Genomic DNA, 17,160 nt, shown 5'->3' with positions numbered 1-17,160 from the left:
CCCCGGAAAGGAGAGTGCCTTGTGGCACACTGCTACGTTTTTCAGACAGCAGTTGCGCGCGATCATGTGCGCGCCAGAGGATTCCCGCAGTGCAAAGCATCATCGAACAAATCGCCAGTGAAATCAAGGTACTGCCGCGTCAAGTTCAGACAGCAGTTGAGCTTCTCGATGGTGGCGCCACCGTCCCTTTCATCGCCCGTTACCGCAAGGAGGCCACGGGTGGCCTGGACGATGCGCAGCTGCGCGAACTGGAAACCCGCCTGTCCTATCTGCGCGAACTGTCCGACCGCCGCGCCGCCGTGCTCAAGAGCATCGACGAGCAGGGCAAGCTGACGCCCGAGCTGCGCGCTGCCATCGAAGCCGCGCCCACCAAGCAGGAACTGGAAGACCTGTACCTGCCCTACAAGCCCAAGCGCCGCACCAAGGGCCAGATTGCCCGCGAATTCGGCATCGAGCCCTTGGCCGACAAGCTGTTTGCCGATCCTTCGCTCGATCCGCAGGCCGAAGCACAGGCTTTTGTCCTGGCAGAGAAAGGTGAGGGCGGTGAAGACTTCACCACGGTGCAGGCCGTGCTAGATGGCGTGCGCGACATCCTGAGCGAGCGCTGGGCCGAAGATGCCGCCCTGGTGCAGAACCTGCGTGAATGGATGTGGCATGAAGGCCTGTTCCAGAGCAAGCTGATGGCTGGCAAGAACGAGAACGACGCCGAAGTGGCCAAGTTCCGCGACTATTTCGACTACGACGAGCCCATCGGCCGCGTGCCATCCCACCGTGCCCTGGCCGTATTCCGCGGCCGCGCGCAGGACATTCTCGACGCCAAGCTGGTGCTGTCCGACAGCATCCTGCCCGAAGGCGAAAAACCCAAACTCGGCCAGCCCAGCCTGGCCGAAGGCAAGATTGCATTGCACTTGGGCTGGAGCCACCAGAACCGCCCGTCCGATGACCTGCTGCGCAAGTGCGTGGCCTGGACCTGGCGCGTGAAACTGGCGCTCTCCATCGAGCGCGACCTGTTCGCCCGCCTGCGCGAAGATGCCGAAAAAGTCGCCATCAAGGTGTTTGGCGACAATTTGCGCGATCTGCTGCTGGCTGCTCCCGCCGGACAGAAATCCGTGATGGGCCTGGACCCGGGCATCCGCACTGGCGTCAAGGTGGCCGTGGTCGATGCCACCGGCAAGCTGGTCGACACCGCCACCGTCTTCCCGCACGAACCGCGCAAGGACTGGGAAGGCAGCCTGCACACGCTCGCGCGCCTGTGCGCCAAACACAGCGTCAACCTGATCGCCATCGGCAACGGCACTGCCAGCCGCGAAACCGACAAGCTCGCCGGCGACCTGATCAAGCTGCTGGACAAGATGGCTGCCTCCAACAATGTCGAAAAGCTGGCCATCCAGAAGGTAGTAGTGAGCGAGGCGGGCGCTTCCGTCTACAGCGCCAGCGAGTACGCCAGCCAGGAAATGCCCGATGTGGACGTGAGCCTGCGCGGCGCCGCCAGCATCGCGCGCCGCCTGCAGGATCCGCTGGCCGAACTGGTCAAGATCGATCCCAAGAGCATCGGCGTGGGCCAGTACCAGCACGATGTGAACCAGAGCGAGCTGGCCCGCACGCTGGATGCCGTGGTGGAAGACTGCGTGAACGCCGTTGGCGTGGACCTGAACACCGCCAGCGTGCCGCTGCTGAGCCGCGTGTCCGGCCTGTCCGCCACCGTGGCCAAGTCGGTGGTGCGCTGGCGCGAAGCCAACGGTGCCTTTGCCAACCGCCAGCAACTGCTCAAGGTAACCGGGCTCGGCCCCAAGACTTTCGAGCAGAGTGCCGGCTTTCTGCGCATCCGCGGCGGCGACAACCCGCTGGACCTGACCGGCGTGCACCCGGAAACCTATCCCGTGGTACAGCAGATCATCGCCAAGGCCGGCAAGCCAGTGGAAGAGGTGATGGGCCGCGCCGAGTTGCTCAAGACCCTGCGCCCCGAGCTGTTCGCCAACGAGCAGTTCGGCGTCATCACGGTGAAGGACATCCTGCAGGAACTGGAAAAACCTGGTCGCGACCCTCGCCCTGACTTCGCCGTGGCCCGTTTCAATGACGGCGTGGAAGACATCGCCGACCTGAAGGAGGGCATGGTGCTGGAAGGCACCGTGAGCAACGTAGCCGCCTTCGGCGCCTTCGTCGACCTGGGCGTGCACCAGGATGGCCTGGTCCACGTCAGCCAGCTGGCCAACAAGTTCGTCGAGGACGCCCGTGAAATCGTCAAGACCGGCCAGATCGTCAAGGTGAAGGTGCTGGAAGTCGACGTGGCACGCAAGCGCATCAGCCTGACCATGAAACTGGATGCCCCCACCGGCAAACGCGAACCGCGCGAGAACCGCTTTGAGGGAGCAGGGCGCGGGCAGCAGCGTCACGGCGGATACGGACGTGGTGCGCAGGCACAGCCCCAGGCCACCGCCATGGCATCGGCCTTCGAGAAGCTCAAGGGGCTGAAGCGATAGGCAGGGCGGCCACGGCGGCCGCCTGTTCAAGCCGACGTGGCGCACGCGCGGATTGTTCGCCTTTGGCTGATGTACGGCCTCCGTGCAAGTCGACGTGACCTGCTCCTCGAAGGGAGCGCCCGCCTGCTATAGTTTTACTTTTCCGTTACCGCGAGATACCCATGCAAAACATCCTCTTCATCGTCAACGCTCCCCCATACGGCAGCGAACTGAGCCTGTCCGCCATGCGTCTGGCCCTGGCGCTGGCCGGCAAGGAAGAGAACAAGCCGCAGATCACCGTATTCCTGATGTCCGATGCCACGGTGATGGCACTGCCCAACCAGCAACACGCCAGTGGCAACACCATGCAGGAAATGATTGAAACCCTGGTCGAGCTGGGTGGCGTGGTCAAGCTGTGCCGCACCTGCGTGCAAAGCCGCGGTCTGCTGGATCTGCCGCTGATCGAAGGCTGCAGCATTGGCAACCTGGGTGAACTGGCCGACTACACGCTGGCGGCCGACAAGGTTCTGACGTTCTGATTTTGCAGGGGCAGGGCCCTCAACCCGCCTTCTTGCCCCGCACCGTCCATTCGAATTCGAAGCTGCTGACGAGATCCCCGCTCTCGTCACGGCCTTCGCTACGCACCCAGACCGTGCGTCCCTCGCCGCTTGCCAGCGCTTCCCGCACGGCAGCTTCCAGTGCGGCGCCATCCGTACAGCGAAAGCGCAGACGCCCGCGTGCCTTCTTGCTGAAATGCGCCCGGTTGTTGGCCACCAGCATGGATACTGGCTGTCCGGACTCCCGGATCTTGGCGATCAGCAGCAATCCCGTCGACATCTCTGCCGCCATGGCCTGCACGGCAAAGTACATGGACTGGAACGGGTTCTGGTTGATCCAGCGGTGCCGGACGCGCGTTTCGCATTCCGTATTGCTCAGGCTGTGCACGCGCACACCCGCCAGCCAGGCAGACGGAAGTTTTGCCGCTGTGTACAGGTTGATCCAGAAGGGGGTAAAGGCCAATGCCATGGTTGCAGCACCACAATAAGAACGATCGTGCGATTGTGCTATGGAAAACGGCAAGCCCATGTGGGTGCTTTCCCGACACATGAGGCTTGCCATACAAATACCATATTTGTAAAATGTTGTGCATGAAAACCCCGAGCGGGAAATAGACATGCAAAAACTCGCCTTGCAACCCATAGATAGTCCCCAGGATCTGGGGTTGGCGTTGTACCGGGCACGCAAGGCCCTGGGGCTGACCCAGGCCGACGTGGCACTGGCCGCCGGAGTCGGACTGCGTTTCGTGGTCGAACTCGAGGCCGGCAAGACGACCGTGCGCCTGAACAAGGTACTGCAGGTCGTGCAAGCCCTTGGCGCACGCCTCGGCATGCAGGGAGTGCCCCTCGCCGACGATGTGGCCGAGGAGGCCTGAACAAGGAAACCGGATGACCAGCCAAGCGCGTTCCACCCTCAGTCTGCAGGTTCTGTTGCACGATCAGCTTGTGGGTTCGCTCACCCATCGTGGAACGCCTGGCGGCAAGGCATCCGCCAAGGGAAGCCCCCTGGCGGCGCCCAGCCAGGGCTGGCTGCAGTTCAGCTACGCCCCTGAATGGCTGGAACGTGCCGATGCCGTGCCCCTGTCGTGGCACCTTCCCTTGCAGGACAAGCCGTTCGACCATTGGGCCAGCCACGCCTTCTTCGCCGGTCTGCTGCCTGCGGGAGCGCTCCGGCAGGCGCTATCGACCGAGTTGCAGATTGCCCAGGACGACGATCTTGCCCTGCTGGAGGCATTGGGTGCCGACTGCCTGGGGGCTGTTTCGCTGCGCAAGCTGCAGAGCGGACGCAAGCGCTACGCCATGGATCTGGTCAGCAGCCTGCTTCCCGCCGCCAGCCCGGCCGCTCCGCAGTTGCCGCTGTTCGATGACAGCCAGACGCGGGACGGGCAGGGTGACGCCGCAGGGCAGGCCCTGCTGCATGCCTGTGGCGAACTGATTCTCGGCCGCCCGGCTGAGGCACGCTCTTCCTGGCCCGCCAGTGTGGCCGTGGTGCCGATTTGGCAAGAAGACGAGAATGGCAACGCGCAGGACCCCAACAGCAGTCACGTGCTCTGGATGGCGCCCGGCGGACAGGATGCCGCGCTGCTGCAGCGTGCCTTCACCATGCAGCTGCTGCAGAAAATGGGCGTACCGGTGCAGGCTGCCCAGTTGATGCAGTCGGAGTCCATCACTACCTTGTTGCAGCTCCGTCCCGATCGCAGGCTCGAAGAGGATGGCAGTGTTACACGCATTCAGACTGAAACCCTGGGGCAGGCCTTGGGACTGGCTCCCGGCGCAGCCACATCCCGTCAGGCTTCCGGCTGGGCTGCCAGTTTTGCCCTGCTGCGTGAGCATGCGCAACCCAGTGTGCTGCCGGTTCTGCAACTGCTGGATCTGGTGGTCGGCTTTGTGCTGGTGGGGGATGCGCTTGCATCTCCGCACCGCCTGCTGCTCCAGCGTAACGAAGCCGGGCACTGGCAGCTGGCACCGCTCTGGGATGTCTGCAGCACCCTGGTGTCCCCGATGCCGCATCTGGCCGAGCCGGCACGCATGGCTCTCGCCATTGGCCGGCATCGCAGCACAGGGGCTCCGGGCGACGCCGCCTGGGACGAATTCGCCCAGCAATGCGGTCTTTCGCCCAACCAGGTGCGTAAACGCGTCCGCACACTCGCGCAAGCCATGCGTACCGCACTCCCCACAGTCCTGGAGGATGAAGAGCATGCACCAGCGTGGCAGCATCCGTCCGTGAGCCAGCTGGCGCTGCACCTGCGCGCACGCGCCGACCAGATGGCGCGCAGCGCAGGCTGATTTCCGTCAGATATCTTCCAGCAAATCGTAGGGCAGGGGCTGCAGATGCAGTTCCGGCCCGTCTGCCGTGCCGGCGCGCAGGGTGGCACGACCCTGAACCGCCTCTTCCACACAGCTGTTCTGCAGCGAAGCGAGCAGGGCAAAGCCGCCATCCGTGGGCGCAACCTGGGCGATGATGCCGCAAGGCTCGGGTTCGCCACCCTCTGCTGCAAGACGCCACACATCCTGCCCCGCCTGGGGCAGCGCTGCATCTGCCGGCAGAACGCCACTGGCAGGGTAGGCACGGCGCTTGATGGCGCCGCGGAACTGGCTGCGGGCCACCACTTCCTGACCGGGATAGCATCCCTTCTTGAAGTTGACCCCGCCTACGCTCTCATAGTTGACCATTTGCGGCACAAAGGCTTCGTAGGTGGCTTCGCTCACCATGGGCACGCCGCTGCGCACCTCGGACAGTTCCCACAGGGAGGGATCAAGGGCAGCACCTGCAGGAGGAGGCAGCGAGCTGTCCTGCACGCACAGGGCGCGCGGAACACGGGCATCCGGCTCTGCCGCCGGATACAGCCACACCAGATGGCGTTCGCCGTTGTTGCGATAGCTCCAGGGCTGGGCAGCCTCCGCGCCCTCGCCCCAGACAGCCAGGGCCGCTTCACCCAGCAGGCCGTACAGGGCCAAACCTTCCGTCACCTCATCCAGCGTGACCTTGCTGCGCAGCACGAACATGCGCAGCCGCTTGAGCACGGCGGGCAGTACATCCTTGCGGCAGACCAGCAGATAGGTGCTGCTGTCGGCATCATGAACGGTACGCAACGTGACAAAACTCGCCTGCATGCGGCCTTTGGCATTGCAGAATGCCGCCAGGCGGGCCTGGTCGGGCTTGAGCAGGGCAAAATCGTTGGTGAGCTGCGCCTGCAGGAAACGCGTGGCGTCGGCGCCGTGTACGCGGATCATGCCCCAGGTGCTGTCTGCACTGCTCAATGGCACCACGCCATCGGGCAGGGAGAGGCCGATCAGGCCAGGCGCTGAAGGAGTCGGAATGTGTTCGGAAGTCATGCGTGAATTATCATGTCGTTCCGCCTCTGTCTGGCGGAACGGTAGAGTCAACGAATTACGAGGATAACGCGTGCGCAAACTCATCATCGTCATCGTGGCCTTCCTGCTGGCGGCTGCCGCAGGGGGCTACTGGTGGAGCGGTCAGCCCCTGAGCCTGAAGCAGCCCCTGATCGACCTGCAGGTCAAGTCCGGGGACGGCGCGCAGCAGATCAGCGCCAATGCGGTCAAGGCCGGCGTGGAGGCGCCATCCTGGCTGCTGGACCTGTGGCTGCGCATTGGAGGCCGTGCGGGCAACTTCAAGGCCGGCGCCTACGAAATCAAGCAGGGCGATACCCCGCGCACCTTCCTCAACAAGCTGATCAAGGGCGAATTTGCCATGCGCAAGGTGCGCATCGGCGAAGGCTGGAACATCCGTCAGGTACGCGCCGCGTTGGGCAAGGCCGATGCCTTGCGCCATGACACGCAGGGCATGAGCGACGAACAACTGATGGAAGCGCTGGGCCGCCCCGGTCACCCGGAAGGCATGTTCTTCCCGGATACCTACAAGTACGCCAAGTACTCTTCCGATGTGGATCTGCTCAAGCTGGCCATGCGCACCATGGACCGCAAGCTGGAAGCAGCCTGGGAGGGCAGGGATCCCAACCTGCCGGTCAAGAACCAGTACGACCTGCTCAAGCTTGCCAGCATTGTCGAGAAGGAAACCGGCCACAGCGCCGACCGCACCATGGTCGCCTCGGTGTTCAGCAATCGCCTGAAGATCGGCATGCGCCTGCAGACCGACCCGACCGTGATCTACGGCATCGGCGAGAGCTTTGACGGCAACCTGCGCCGCAAGGATCTGGAAACCGACACGCCTTACAACAGCTACACGCGTGCCGGCCTGCCGCCCACACCGATCTCCATGCCGGGCGCAGCCGCGCTGTCAGCCGCGGCCAATCCGGCCGAAAGCAAGGCGCTGTACTTCGTGGCCCGTGGTGACGGAACCAGCCAGTTCAGCGAAACCCTGACCGAGCACAACCGTGCGGTCAACAAGTACATCCGGGGCAGGTAAGCCATGAACCCGTCCGGACAAGGCCTGTTCATCAGCTTCGAAGGCATCGACGGTGCCGGCAAGACCACGCATATCGGCACCCTGGCAGAGACGTTTGCGCGCCAGGGGCGCACGGTACTGCGCACGCGCGAGCCCGGTGGCACGGCGCTGGCCGAAAAGCTGCGCTCGCTGGTGCTGCACGATCCCATGGGCGCCCTGACCGAAGCGCTGCTGGTGTTTGCTGCGCGCTGCGACCATGTGCAGCAAGTGATCGCTCCCGCGCTGGCCCGTGGCGAGGTGGTGCTGTGCGACCGCTTTGCCGATGCCACCTTTGCCTACCAGGGCGCTGGCCGTGATTTTGACTGGGGCACCCTGCGCGCACTCGAAGCCATGGTGCTGCGTCAGGAGGACGGCACCCAGTTGCAGCCGGATCTGACGCTCTGGTTCGACGTCTCTCCGGCCATTGCCGCCCAGCGCCTGGCTGATGCGCGCCAGCCCGACAAGTTCGAGGCGGAGTCCACCGGCTTTTTTGAACGTGTGGCTGGGGGCTACGCACGCCGCATGCGAGAGTCGCCCGCGCGCTTTGGCCGTATCGATGCCTCGCGCACGCCGCAAGAAGTCTGGCAACAGGTCGAAGCCGTCATGGCTCAGAAAGGCTGGCTGGCATGAGCCGTACACGCAGTCCTGCCGCCGAAACACAGGTGGAGCGCGACCGTCCGCTGGCTCCCTGGTTGAGGGAGCAGGCCGTGGCACTCCTGCAGCAACGCGGCCATGCCTGGCTGCTGCAGGGGCCGACCGGCCTCGGCCAGTATGACTTGGGCCTGGCTCTGGTGCAGGCCTGGCTGTGCGACCATCCCCAGGAGGACGGCACTGCCTGCGGCACTTGCGAAAGCTGCCACGCCATCAGCGTGCGAACCCATCCGGACCTGCAGGTGCTGATGCCGGAAACCGGCATGATGGAGCACGCCTGGCCTCTGGACGAAAAAACCCAGAAGGAACTTGACGACAAGAAGCGCAAGCCCAGCAAGGATATCCGCGTCGAGGCGATGCGGGATGCCATCGAATTTGCCCAGCGCACCAGCAGCCGCGCGCGCGGCAAGGCCGTGCTGATCTATCCGGCCGAGCGCATGAACCATGTCACCGCCAACGCCTTGCTCAAGACGCTGGAAGAACCCGTCGGCAATGTGCGCTTCGTGCTGGCGACCGAGGCCGCGCACCTGCTGCTGCCCACGATCCGCAGCCGCTGCATGACGCACACGCTGCACTGGCCGCAAGCCGATGAAGCCCGCACCTGGCTGCAGGAGCTGGGTTTGTCCGAAGAGGACGCCCGCGTGCTGCTGCGTGCGGCCGGTGGCCGTGCGGAAGACGCTTCCGATCTGGCCAGGGCAGGGCTGCGCGCAGCCGACTGGCGCAAGCTGCCGCAGGCAGCCTACCAGTCCCAGGTGCAGGCGTTCTCCGCGTTTGCGCCGGCCCAGGCCATCGACGTGCTGCAGAAGATCTGCCACGATGCGCTGGCGGTCAAGGCCGGGGCAACTCCCCGGTTCTTCGGCAGCGAGGATTTCCCTCCTGCGGAACGTCTTGCCGGCTGGCGCGCCATCAGCCAATGGGGCAAGCGCCTGGCACAGGACCGGCGCTCCGCAGAGCATCCTTACAACCCCGGCCTGTTCCTGGAAGACCTGGTGGCGCAGGCGAGCAGGGCGCTGGTGGCGCCTGCAACACGCCCGGCACTGCGTTTACCGGCACGGTGATCGAGGCGTATTTTTTGACAAATCACTTCAATAAATCAACATGACCTGTTGATTTCTCATGCATGTTTGTAGATTCACACTGCCATCTCAATTTCCCCGAGCTGCGCGAACAAGTCGATACCATTCGCCAGGCGATGGCCGAAGCACAGGTTGACCGGGCCATGGTCATCAGCACCACGCTGGAAGAATTTCCGGATGTGCATGCACTGGCCATGCGCTACGACAACTTCTGGGCGACGGCTGGTGTACACCCCGATACCGAAGGTCTGGAAGAGCCCACGCTGGAGAAACTGCTGGAACTCGGCAGCCTGCCGCGCGTGCAGGGCATTGGCGAGACCGGCCTGGACTACTACCGCCTCAACGGCCGCAGCGTAGCTGACATGGAGTGGCAGCGCGAGCGCTTCCGTACCCATATCCGCGCTGCGCGCCAGCTCGGCAAGCCGCTGGTGATTCATACCCGCAGTGCTTCCGAAGACACCTTGGCCATTCTGCGGGAGGAGGGCGAGGATGGCAGCGCAGGCTCCGTTGGCGGTGTCTTCCACTGCTTTACAGAAACCGAAGCAGTGGCGCGCGCAGCGCTCGATATGGGCTTCCACATTTCCTTTTCCGGCATCATCACGTTCCGTAACGCCCAGGATCTGCGGGATGTGGCAGCATTCGTTCCCATGGACCGCCTGCTGATCGAGACCGACAGCCCGTATCTGGCCCCGGTTCCTTACCGCGGCAAGATCAATACGCCAGCCTATGTCCCCCATGTTGCCAGCCAGCTGGCCACGATCAAGCAGTGCACGGTGGAGGAGGTCGGCAGGGCGACTTCACGTAATTTCGAGCTTTTGTTCCTCATGGAACAGAATCTCGAAAAAGCTTGAAGCAACTTGATGAATGGTCTGCATCATATTGATCTTTTTACCAAAAGAAGGCTGGATGCTTTCTTGTGAATTGAAAGGTCGAAGCAGGCAAGCAACTTGAAAACCGATGAAAAAAATCATCTATCCCATCGTTTTTTCGCTGATTTCCACGCTTTCCCTGGCTGCGCCAGTGGATGACCTGATGGTGGCCGTGAAACGGGACAGCGACATCTCTGCACGCGACCTGATTCGTGCCGGTGTGGATGTGAATGCGCTGGACAAGAACGGCCGTACGGCGCTCACCGTTGCCATTCAGGAGCAATCTGCCAAGGTGCTGCCGGTGCTGCTGAACGCGCGTGGCATCAACCTGAGCACGCCCAACAAATACGGCGAATCGCCCCTGATGATGGCCATCATCAGCAACCAGACTGCGCTGGCCAAACAGCTGATTGCCCGTGGTGCTGCCACCAACAAGGGCGGCTGGTCGCCATTGCACTACGCAGCCACACGGGGCAACGTCGAGGTCATGCGCCTGCTACTTGCGCGTGATGCCTATATCGATGCCAAGGCCCCCAATCTGGCCACGCCGCTGATGATGGCCGCGCAATTCGGCGACGAGGCCGCAGTGCGCTTCCTGCTGTCGCGCCAGGCCGACCCTTGGGATCGCGATACCCGTGGCCATACGGCACTCGATTACGCCCGTCGCGGTGGCAAGGAAGACAGCATTGCGATGATCGCCTCGGCGCAGCGCAAGCGCAAGGATCCGGGCAAGGTCAGGCCCCTGGCACCGTTGTCGCCCGCTTCGGCGGCAGAGCTGCGCGGGGAGCCGATTCCGGAGGATCCGGAGCCCATTCCCATGATCTATCCGCCGGGGCAGGAGCCGGTGACAGCCAACCCGCTGCCCTGATTTTCCGTCGCCAAGACGTTTTCCTGGAGTCCTGCTTCTGCTGAAGAAGCAGGGCTTTCTGTTTGTTGGGCTGCGCATCATGGAGGCGCACAACCGCCAGACATTGTCGTTGCGTTGCTATTTCCTCACACAATGTCGCCTCATGCTCGCTTGCAAGGCTGTGAAAGTGAAAAAGAGGGGAATATCTCCGATATATCTTGATATCAAGATATTGTGCGGCGCAACATTAGGGGTATAGTTACAAGAAAAGCAGTCTTCGGAGTATGACCCCATGCGTTCCGCTACCACTCCTGTCGTATCCGGCCAGCGCGCCTCAAGCTGGCCCGCCGCTCTGGATCTCATCCAGAGTCTTTCCGGCCTGGCACTGGGCCTGTTCATGTGGTTTCACATGGGCTTTGTCTCCAGCATCCTGATCAGCGAGGACCTTTTCTGGATCGTGGCCCGCATGTTCGAGGGTTACTTCGTCTTCGGCAAGCCGTACTACTGGATTGTCTCCATCTTTGTCGCCGTCATTGCCATGCTGCTGGGCCTGCACGCCTTGCTCGCCCTGCGCAAGTTTCCGGCAGATTGGGCGCAGTATCGCAGCATGGGCAAGCACACCAGCCGGCTGCGCCATGGCGATACCTGGCTGTGGCTGATCCAGGTGGCCACCGGCTTTGCGCTGTTCTTCCTGGCTCCGGTGCACCTCTACACCATGATGAGCCACCCCGAACTGATCGGCCCCTATGAGTCGGCCGACCGAGTCTGGACCGGCAACTTCTGGCCGCTGTATCTCATCCTGCTGTTTGCCGTCGAACTGCACGGCACCATCGGCCTGTACCGTCTGGCCCTCAAGTGGGGCTGGCTGCCATCTGCAGCCACCGAAGCAGGGCGCCGCCGCCTCATGCAAGCCAAGTGGCTGCTCACTGCCTTCTTCCTGATTCTCGGTCTCGCGTCCCTGGCTGCCTATATCAAGCTGGGCATCGAGCATGCACCGAACGCCGGCGAACCGTATACCCCGGCATGGATCCAGGAGGGCGCACAATGAAAATCCGGCATACCGATGTTCTGGTGATTGGCGGAGGCCTGGCCGGCCTGCGTTGCGCCGTGGGCGCCCGCCGTCGTGGTCTGGGCGTCCGCATCCTTTCGCTGGTGCCTGCCAAGCGTTCCCACTCGGTGGCGGCTCAGGGCGGCATGCAGGCCAGCCTGGCTAATGCCATCAAGGGCACTGGCGACAACGAGGACGTGCACTTCGAGGACACCGTACGCGGCTCCGACTGGGGCTGCGACCAGCTGGTGGCCCGCATGTTCACGCACATGGCGCCCAAGGCCGTGCGCGAGCTGGCCGCCTGGGGCGTACCATGGAACCGCGTGCGCAAGGGTGAGCACGAAGCGGTCATCAATGGCCAGCGCGTCACGCTCACCGAACGCGACGAAGCCCACGGCCTGATCACTGCTCGCGACTTCGGCGGTACGCGTAAATGGCGCACCTGCTACACCTCCGACGGCACCGGCCACGCCATGCTGTATGCGCTGGGTGGTCGCGCCGTTGCCGAAAGCATCCCCGTGGACGAGCGCGTGGAAGCGATTACGCTCATCCACGAAGGCAATCGCTGCCAGGGTGCCGTGGTGCGTGACCTGATCACTGGCGAACTCACGGCCTGGATGGCCGAAGCCACCGTCATGGCAACGGGCGGCCATGGCCGCATCTACGGCGTCTCCACCAATGCGCTGATCAATGAGGGCATGGGTGCCGCTCTGGCGCTGGAAACCGGCGTGGCCCGTCTGGCCAACATGGAAGCCGTGCAGTTCCACCCGACCGCCATCGTGCCGGCCGGCATTCTGGTGACCGAAGGCTGCCGTGGCGACGGCGGCCTGCTGCGCGACGTGGACGGCCACCGTTTCATGCCCGATTACGAGCCGGAAAAGGCCGAACTCGCCTCGCGTGACGTGGTGTCGCGCCGCATGGCCGAGCACATCCGTCGCGGCAAGGGCGTTCCTGGTGATGCCACCAAGCCTGAGCATCTATGGCTGGACATTACCGGCCTGGGCGCCGCGCATATCGACAAGAACCTGCGCGAAGTGAAGGACATCTGCCAGTATTTCCTCGGCATCGACCCGGCCAAGGACTGGATCCCGGTCCGTCCCACCCAGCATTACTCCATGGGCGGCATCCGTACCAACCACCGTGGCGAAAGCCCGTGGCTGCGCGGCCTGTTCGCCTGTGGTGAAGCTGCCTGCTGGGACCTGCATGGCTTCAACCGCCTGGGCGGCAATTCCGTGGCCGAAACCGTGGTCGCCGGCATGCTGGTGGGCGAATACGTGGCCGATTATGTGGAGCAGGAGGGCGGTCGCCTGAGCATGAGCCCCGGTCTGGCACGCGAGTGCCTGGCACAGCAGGAAGGGCGCATCAGCGAGATCCTGGCGCGTCCGGGCCGCGAGGATGCGCAAGCCATCCGCCGCTCCATGGAAGACATCATGACGCGCCAAGTCGGCCTGTTCCGCGACGAAGCGGGCCTGAGCGAAGCCGTCGACTCGCTGCAGAAGCTGCTGCAGCGCGCCGAACAGGTCGGAACGCGCTACAAGGGCCGCGATGCGAGCCCTGAACTGGTGCTGGCCATGCGCCTGCCGCGCATGCTCAAGCTGGCGCTGGTGACCGCCCAAGGGGCGCTGGCGCGCCAGGAAAGCCGTGGCGCCCATGCGCGCGAGGATTTCCCGCAGCGCAACGACCGTGACTGGCTGTGCCGCACGCTGGTGAGCTGGAAAGAGGGCGGGGCGCCCGCCTACGAGTACGAACCGATTGCCATCGACCAGATGGAGCTTCCGCCCGGTTTCCGTGGCTACGGCACGCGCAACATTCTTGAAAATCCGGCAACTGCAGCGCGACAGGGCGAGGTGGATGCCATCCGTACCGAACGGGCAGGACAGTCGCGCGCCGCCGTGCAGGAGCAACTCCTGCCGTTCCGCGCATCCCTTCCGGCCCGTTACCGGGAAGACAACGCCCGCTTGCCCGAGGTGCAGCCATGAGCCGAACCCTGACTTTCTCCATCTTCCGTCACAACCCGCGCGATCCGGCCTCCACGCCGCGCGTGGAAAGCTACCAGCTCACCGAAGCGGCCGGCATGACGCTGTTCATCGCGCTCAACATGATCCGCGAGAACCAGGCCCCGGATCTGAATTTCGACTTTGTCTGCCGCGCGGGTGTCTGCGGCTCCTGTGCCATGCTGATCAATGGCCGTCCGGGCCTGGCCTGCCGTACGCTCACGCAGACCCTGCCGGATCACATCACGCTCTATCCCTTGCCCGGCTTTGCGCTGATTGCCGACCTGTCGGTCAATACCGGCATCTGGATGCGTGAAATGGCCGAGCGTCTGCAGACCTGGGTTCATGGCCAGGACGAGCCGGACGTGAATGCGCTCGAAGCCCGCATGGAGCCGGAACTGGCCGAAGAGATCTACGAACTGGACCGCTGCATCGAGTGCGGCTGCTGCGTGGCAGCATGTGGCACGGCGCAGATGCGTCCGGAATTCGTGGCAGCGGTGGGCCTCAACAAGATTGCCCGTTTCCGCCTCGACCCGCGTGATCTGCGCAAGGATGCCGACTATTACGAATTGATCGGCAACGACCAAGGTATCTTCGGCTGCATGAGCCTGCTGGGCTGCGAAGACCTATGCCCGAAAGGCCTGCCGCTGCAGACACAACTGGCCTTCATGCGCCGCAAGATGGCCATGCAGGGCATTCGCAAGTGGATTCCGCTGGTGCCTGCCTGACAGCCACAGCACAGAATCTGCCAGAAATCAGGGACCAGCGCCGCTGCGCACGCGGTGGCTGAGCCATCCCTTGCTCAATCATCCAGCCATGGATGGCGAGTAGTCGTCCGCAATGCATGCGGTGCGCAGTCGGCTCTTGTCATCCAGCAGTGCCTGGGTAGCAGGAAAAACATCGTCAAGAACATCCGCAAGACCTGCCATCGTCCGGCCGCACATGGATATCAGGTTGCGCAGTGTCAGTCAAATCCTGGTCTTAAAAATCGTTTAATATCAATAGATTAAACTCTGATATTAAAGTAAAAAAGCGATGATTCCTTGCCGAATCATCGCTTTTTTCATGGCTGCGACAGGAATGTCGCAGAAGAGGGTGATCAGGCGCGCACCACCTCGATGATCTGGTACAGGCCACCGAAGTATGTCTTCTTGCTGATGCTGGCCGTCTTGAATTCGGCCGGGAACCAGTCGGTGATCTCGCGGCTCCACAGGTCCAGCGCATAGGGCTCCAGCGTCTTGAGCACCATGCGCATCACCGGATACAGCGGATGCCACAGGCGGGGCTTGTGGTAGTCCACAAAGACGATCTTGCCCCCGGGCTTGACCACGCGGAAAGCTTCACGCACGGTCTTGACGCGCACATCTTCGGGCTGCTCGTGCAACAGGAAATACAGCAAGGCACGATCGTAGCTGGCATCGGCTTGCGGCAGTGCAGCGCTGTTGGCCTGGATGATGCCGACCTTGCTCCTGAGGCCCAGCTTGCGCTTGAGGTTCTCGATCTGCACCGGCAGCACGTCGATCACGTCCAGCTGGCTTTCGTCGGCATGGCGCGCCGCCATGCGGGCCGTCAGGTCGCCATACACGCAGGCCACCTGCAGGCTGCGGCCAGTCAGCTGCTTGCCGAACGCATCCAGCGCCATGTCGCGCAGGCGCGGGAAATTACCCCACAGGATCAGGTTGACCAGCCACTGGCGCTCGAAACGGTGGACGGCTTCAGGCGTTACGTAGGCCCAGGAATAGGTGTCGGACAGATACTGCGGTGGTGCAGAAATGGCGCTCACGGCGACGGCTTGGGATTGTGTCTTGACGTCAGGCACGGATGATGGCTTTCCTAAACTGCGGGTGGAAATACTAGGGAAAACCATGTTTTACCATGTTGCCGTTGCAGTTTTTGGTCAAAACAGCGCGAGATGACGGTTTGAAGCCAAGTTGATGACAATCTGTCCAGAATATCAATTAAGGATTAGCGAGATCGTTGCAGTAAAGCACCACCGTCGGATCGACATCATATTTTATACGATGTATATTATGTCAAATTAAGGGTTTGGCCGACCAGGCAAACCTGTTGGCCGACTCGTGGAAACGGCTGCACTCCTACACGCCCATACTCGCCCCCAGCCAAGAATGCGTCCATGGCAACTACGCGCTTTGACGCTTCCCGGCATGAGTGAATGGCTAAACCGCTTCGACTGGCTGCAATGGCTGGCCATGCTGATCACGGTGGCGGCGTCCTGGTTCACGGCTTCCTCGCGTGAAGACCGGCGCCGCATCGGTTTCTGGACCTTTCTGCTGAGCAATGCTGTCTGGGCCTGGTGGGCCTTGCAGCATGACGCACCTGCTCTATTGGTCCTGCAGCTGGCTCTGGCCTTCATGAACATACGTGGCGCACGCCGCAACAGCGACGACAGCACCTGAGCGCCAGCAGACGCAAGAAGGACGGAGTGCGTGGAACACAGGCCGGTGCAAGGCTGCTGCAAACTCCCTTGAAATCTCCTCAAGCGGGGTTTTCCCCGAACTGTCGTGCAATTTTGGGGAGCGAAGCCCCTTGCAAGTCGTAAAATGCCTGCTTTCCGTCATTGTGATGTCAGGTAACTCCGGCAATCAAATGCAATGCACGGGTCATGTAGTTACCACGGAGACACCATGTCCTTGCTCCTGCAACTCTCCAGGGCCATTGATGCGCTCAACCGACTCGTCGGCAAACTCGTCATCTGGCTCATTCTGGCTTCCACCCTGATCAGCGCCATCAACGCGGTGGTCCGCAAGGCGTTCAACGTCAGCTCCAATGCCTACCTTGAAATTCAGTGGTACCTGTTTGCCTGGGCTTTCCTGGTAGCGGCCGGCTACACGCTGCTCAACCAGGAACACGTGCGCATTGACGTGCTCAACAGCAAGCTGTCCAAGCGCGCACAGATGTGGGTCGATATCGCTGGTTTTGCCCTGTTCCTCACTCCGCTGTGCCTGGTTGTGCTGTATTTCGGCATTCCCATGCTGATCCAGCAATACCAGACCGGTGAGATGTCCGGCAACCCGGGTGGCCTGATCCGCTGGCCGGTATGGGTTGCATTGCCGCTGGGTTTCATCCTGTTGCTGTTGCAGGGCTGGTCCGAACTGATCAAGCGCGTGGCCTTCCTGCAGGGCCGCATTCCGGATCCGACGCTCAAGGAAGGCGAAAAGAGCGCCGAAGAGGAACTGGCCGAGGCCATCCGCAAGAGCGAAGAAAACAAGAACACCTGAGCGGAGCGCCTGAAC

17 protein-coding genes are annotated in these 17,160 nt (G+C 62.7%); 14 read left to right on the top strand and 3 right to left on the bottom strand.

The window, feature by feature from the left end; all coding sequences use genetic code 11:
• The first annotated feature begins 89 nt into the window (after positions 1 to 89).
• Both BMW28_RS05965 and BMW28_RS05960 read left to right on the top strand, forming a co-directional pair.
• Positions 90 to 2,480, top strand: coding sequence for a Tex family protein (locus BMW28_RS05965; RefSeq protein ID WP_091815017.1), 2,391 nt, complete (start codon positions 90 to 92; stop codon positions 2,478 to 2,480).
• Between the two features lie 161 nt (positions 2,481 to 2,641).
• Positions 2,642 to 2,998, top strand: a complete 357-nt coding sequence (locus tag BMW28_RS05960) for a DsrE/DsrF/TusD sulfur relay family protein (RefSeq protein WP_091815014.1) — start codon at positions 2,642 to 2,644, stop codon at positions 2,996 to 2,998.
• Positions 2,999 to 3,017: 19 nt separating this feature from the next.
• Here the strand turns inward: BMW28_RS05960 and BMW28_RS05955 are convergent, their stop codons facing one another.
• On the bottom strand, positions 3,018 to 3,485 hold the full coding sequence (locus BMW28_RS05955; RefSeq protein WP_091815011.1) for a DUF4442 domain-containing protein: 468 nt from the start codon (positions 3,483 to 3,485) through the stop codon (positions 3,018 to 3,020).
• Positions 3,486 to 3,633: 148 nt separating this feature from the next.
• Here BMW28_RS05955 and BMW28_RS05950 point away from each other — a divergent pair, with 148 nt between their 5' ends.
• Positions 3,634 to 3,891, top strand: coding sequence for a helix-turn-helix transcriptional regulator (locus BMW28_RS05950; RefSeq protein ID WP_091815009.1), 258 nt, complete (start codon positions 3,634 to 3,636; stop codon positions 3,889 to 3,891).
• A 13-nt stretch (positions 3,892 to 3,904) separates the two neighbouring features.
• Positions 3,905 to 5,302: a HipA N-terminal domain-containing protein gene (locus BMW28_RS05945; protein WP_159430722.1), complete on the top strand. Its 1,398-nt coding sequence runs from the start codon at positions 3,905 to 3,907 to the stop codon at positions 5,300 to 5,302.
• A 6-nt stretch (positions 5,303 to 5,308) separates the two neighbouring features.
• Here the strand turns inward: BMW28_RS05945 and ygfZ are convergent, their stop codons facing one another.
• A complete protein-coding gene (gene ygfZ / locus BMW28_RS05940; protein ID WP_091815004.1) occupies positions 5,309 to 6,352 on the bottom strand; it encodes a CAF17-like 4Fe-4S cluster assembly/insertion protein YgfZ in 1,044 nt (347 codons plus the stop codon).
• Between the two features lie 70 nt (positions 6,353 to 6,422).
• Here ygfZ and mltG point away from each other — a divergent pair, with 70 nt between their 5' ends.
• From mltG to BMW28_RS05900, 8 genes are all read left to right on the top strand, one after another.
• On the top strand, positions 6,423 to 7,403 hold the full coding sequence (gene mltG / locus BMW28_RS05935) for an endolytic transglycosylase MltG (RefSeq protein ID WP_091815002.1): 981 nt from the start codon (positions 6,423 to 6,425) through the stop codon (positions 7,401 to 7,403).
• Positions 7,404 to 7,406: 3 nt separating this feature from the next.
• Positions 7,407 to 8,051 (top strand): dTMP kinase, encoded by a 645-nt coding sequence (gene tmk / locus BMW28_RS05930; protein ID WP_091815000.1) that lies wholly within the window; start codon positions 7,407 to 7,409, stop codon positions 8,049 to 8,051.
• Positions 8,048 to 9,130: a DNA polymerase III subunit delta' gene (locus tag BMW28_RS05925; RefSeq protein WP_091814998.1), complete on the top strand. Its 1,083-nt coding sequence runs from the start codon at positions 8,048 to 8,050 to the stop codon at positions 9,128 to 9,130. The genes tmk and BMW28_RS05925 overlap by 4 nt, the downstream gene beginning before the upstream one ends.
• A 62-nt stretch (positions 9,131 to 9,192) precedes the next feature.
• The gene (locus BMW28_RS05920) at positions 9,193 to 9,999 is read left to right on the top strand and encodes a TatD family hydrolase (RefSeq protein WP_091814996.1); all 807 of its coding nucleotides are present in this window, start codon (positions 9,193 to 9,195) and stop codon (positions 9,997 to 9,999) included.
• A 106-nt stretch (positions 10,000 to 10,105) separates the two neighbouring features.
• Entirely contained in the window at positions 10,106 to 10,885 is a 780-nt protein-coding gene (locus BMW28_RS05915; RefSeq protein ID WP_091814993.1) for an ankyrin repeat domain-containing protein, read from the top strand.
• A 271-nt stretch (positions 10,886 to 11,156) separates the two neighbouring features.
• Entirely contained in the window at positions 11,157 to 11,912 is a 756-nt protein-coding gene (locus BMW28_RS05910) for a fumarate reductase cytochrome b subunit (protein WP_091814990.1), read from the top strand.
• Positions 11,909 to 13,891, top strand: coding sequence for a fumarate reductase flavoprotein subunit (locus BMW28_RS05905; protein ID WP_091814988.1), 1,983 nt, complete (start codon positions 11,909 to 11,911; stop codon positions 13,889 to 13,891). The genes BMW28_RS05910 and BMW28_RS05905 overlap by 4 nt, the downstream gene beginning before the upstream one ends.
• Positions 13,888 to 14,634, top strand: a complete 747-nt coding sequence (locus tag BMW28_RS05900; protein WP_091814985.1) for a fumarate reductase iron-sulfur subunit — start codon at positions 13,888 to 13,890, stop codon at positions 14,632 to 14,634. Before BMW28_RS05905 ends, BMW28_RS05900 begins: the two co-directional genes overlap by 4 nt.
• Positions 14,635 to 15,005: 371 nt before the next feature.
• Here the strand turns inward: BMW28_RS05900 and rquA are convergent, their stop codons facing one another.
• Complete coding sequence (gene rquA / locus BMW28_RS05895) at positions 15,006 to 15,689, bottom strand: rhodoquinone biosynthesis methyltransferase RquA (protein ID WP_234969997.1); 684 nt, start codon at positions 15,687 to 15,689, stop codon at positions 15,006 to 15,008.
• A 382-nt stretch (positions 15,690 to 16,071) separates the two neighbouring features.
• Here rquA and BMW28_RS05890 point away from each other — a divergent pair, with 382 nt between their 5' ends.
• Positions 16,072 to 16,323, top strand: a complete 252-nt coding sequence (locus BMW28_RS05890; RefSeq protein ID WP_091814980.1) for a hypothetical protein — start codon at positions 16,072 to 16,074, stop codon at positions 16,321 to 16,323.
• Positions 16,324 to 16,551: 228 nt separating this feature from the next.
• Complete coding sequence (locus BMW28_RS05885) at positions 16,552 to 17,145, top strand: TRAP transporter small permease subunit (RefSeq protein ID WP_091814977.1); 594 nt, start codon at positions 16,552 to 16,554, stop codon at positions 17,143 to 17,145.
• The last annotated feature ends 15 nt before the right edge of the window (positions 17,146 to 17,160 follow it).

This window comes from Allobrachymonas denitrificans DSM 15123, assembly GCF_900110225.1.
GTDB lineage: Bacteria > Pseudomonadota > Gammaproteobacteria > Burkholderiales > Burkholderiaceae_C > Brachymonas > Brachymonas denitrificans.
The sequence above is the reverse complement of the archived record's forward strand: the minus strand, read 5'-3'. Positions and strand labels throughout refer to the sequence as shown.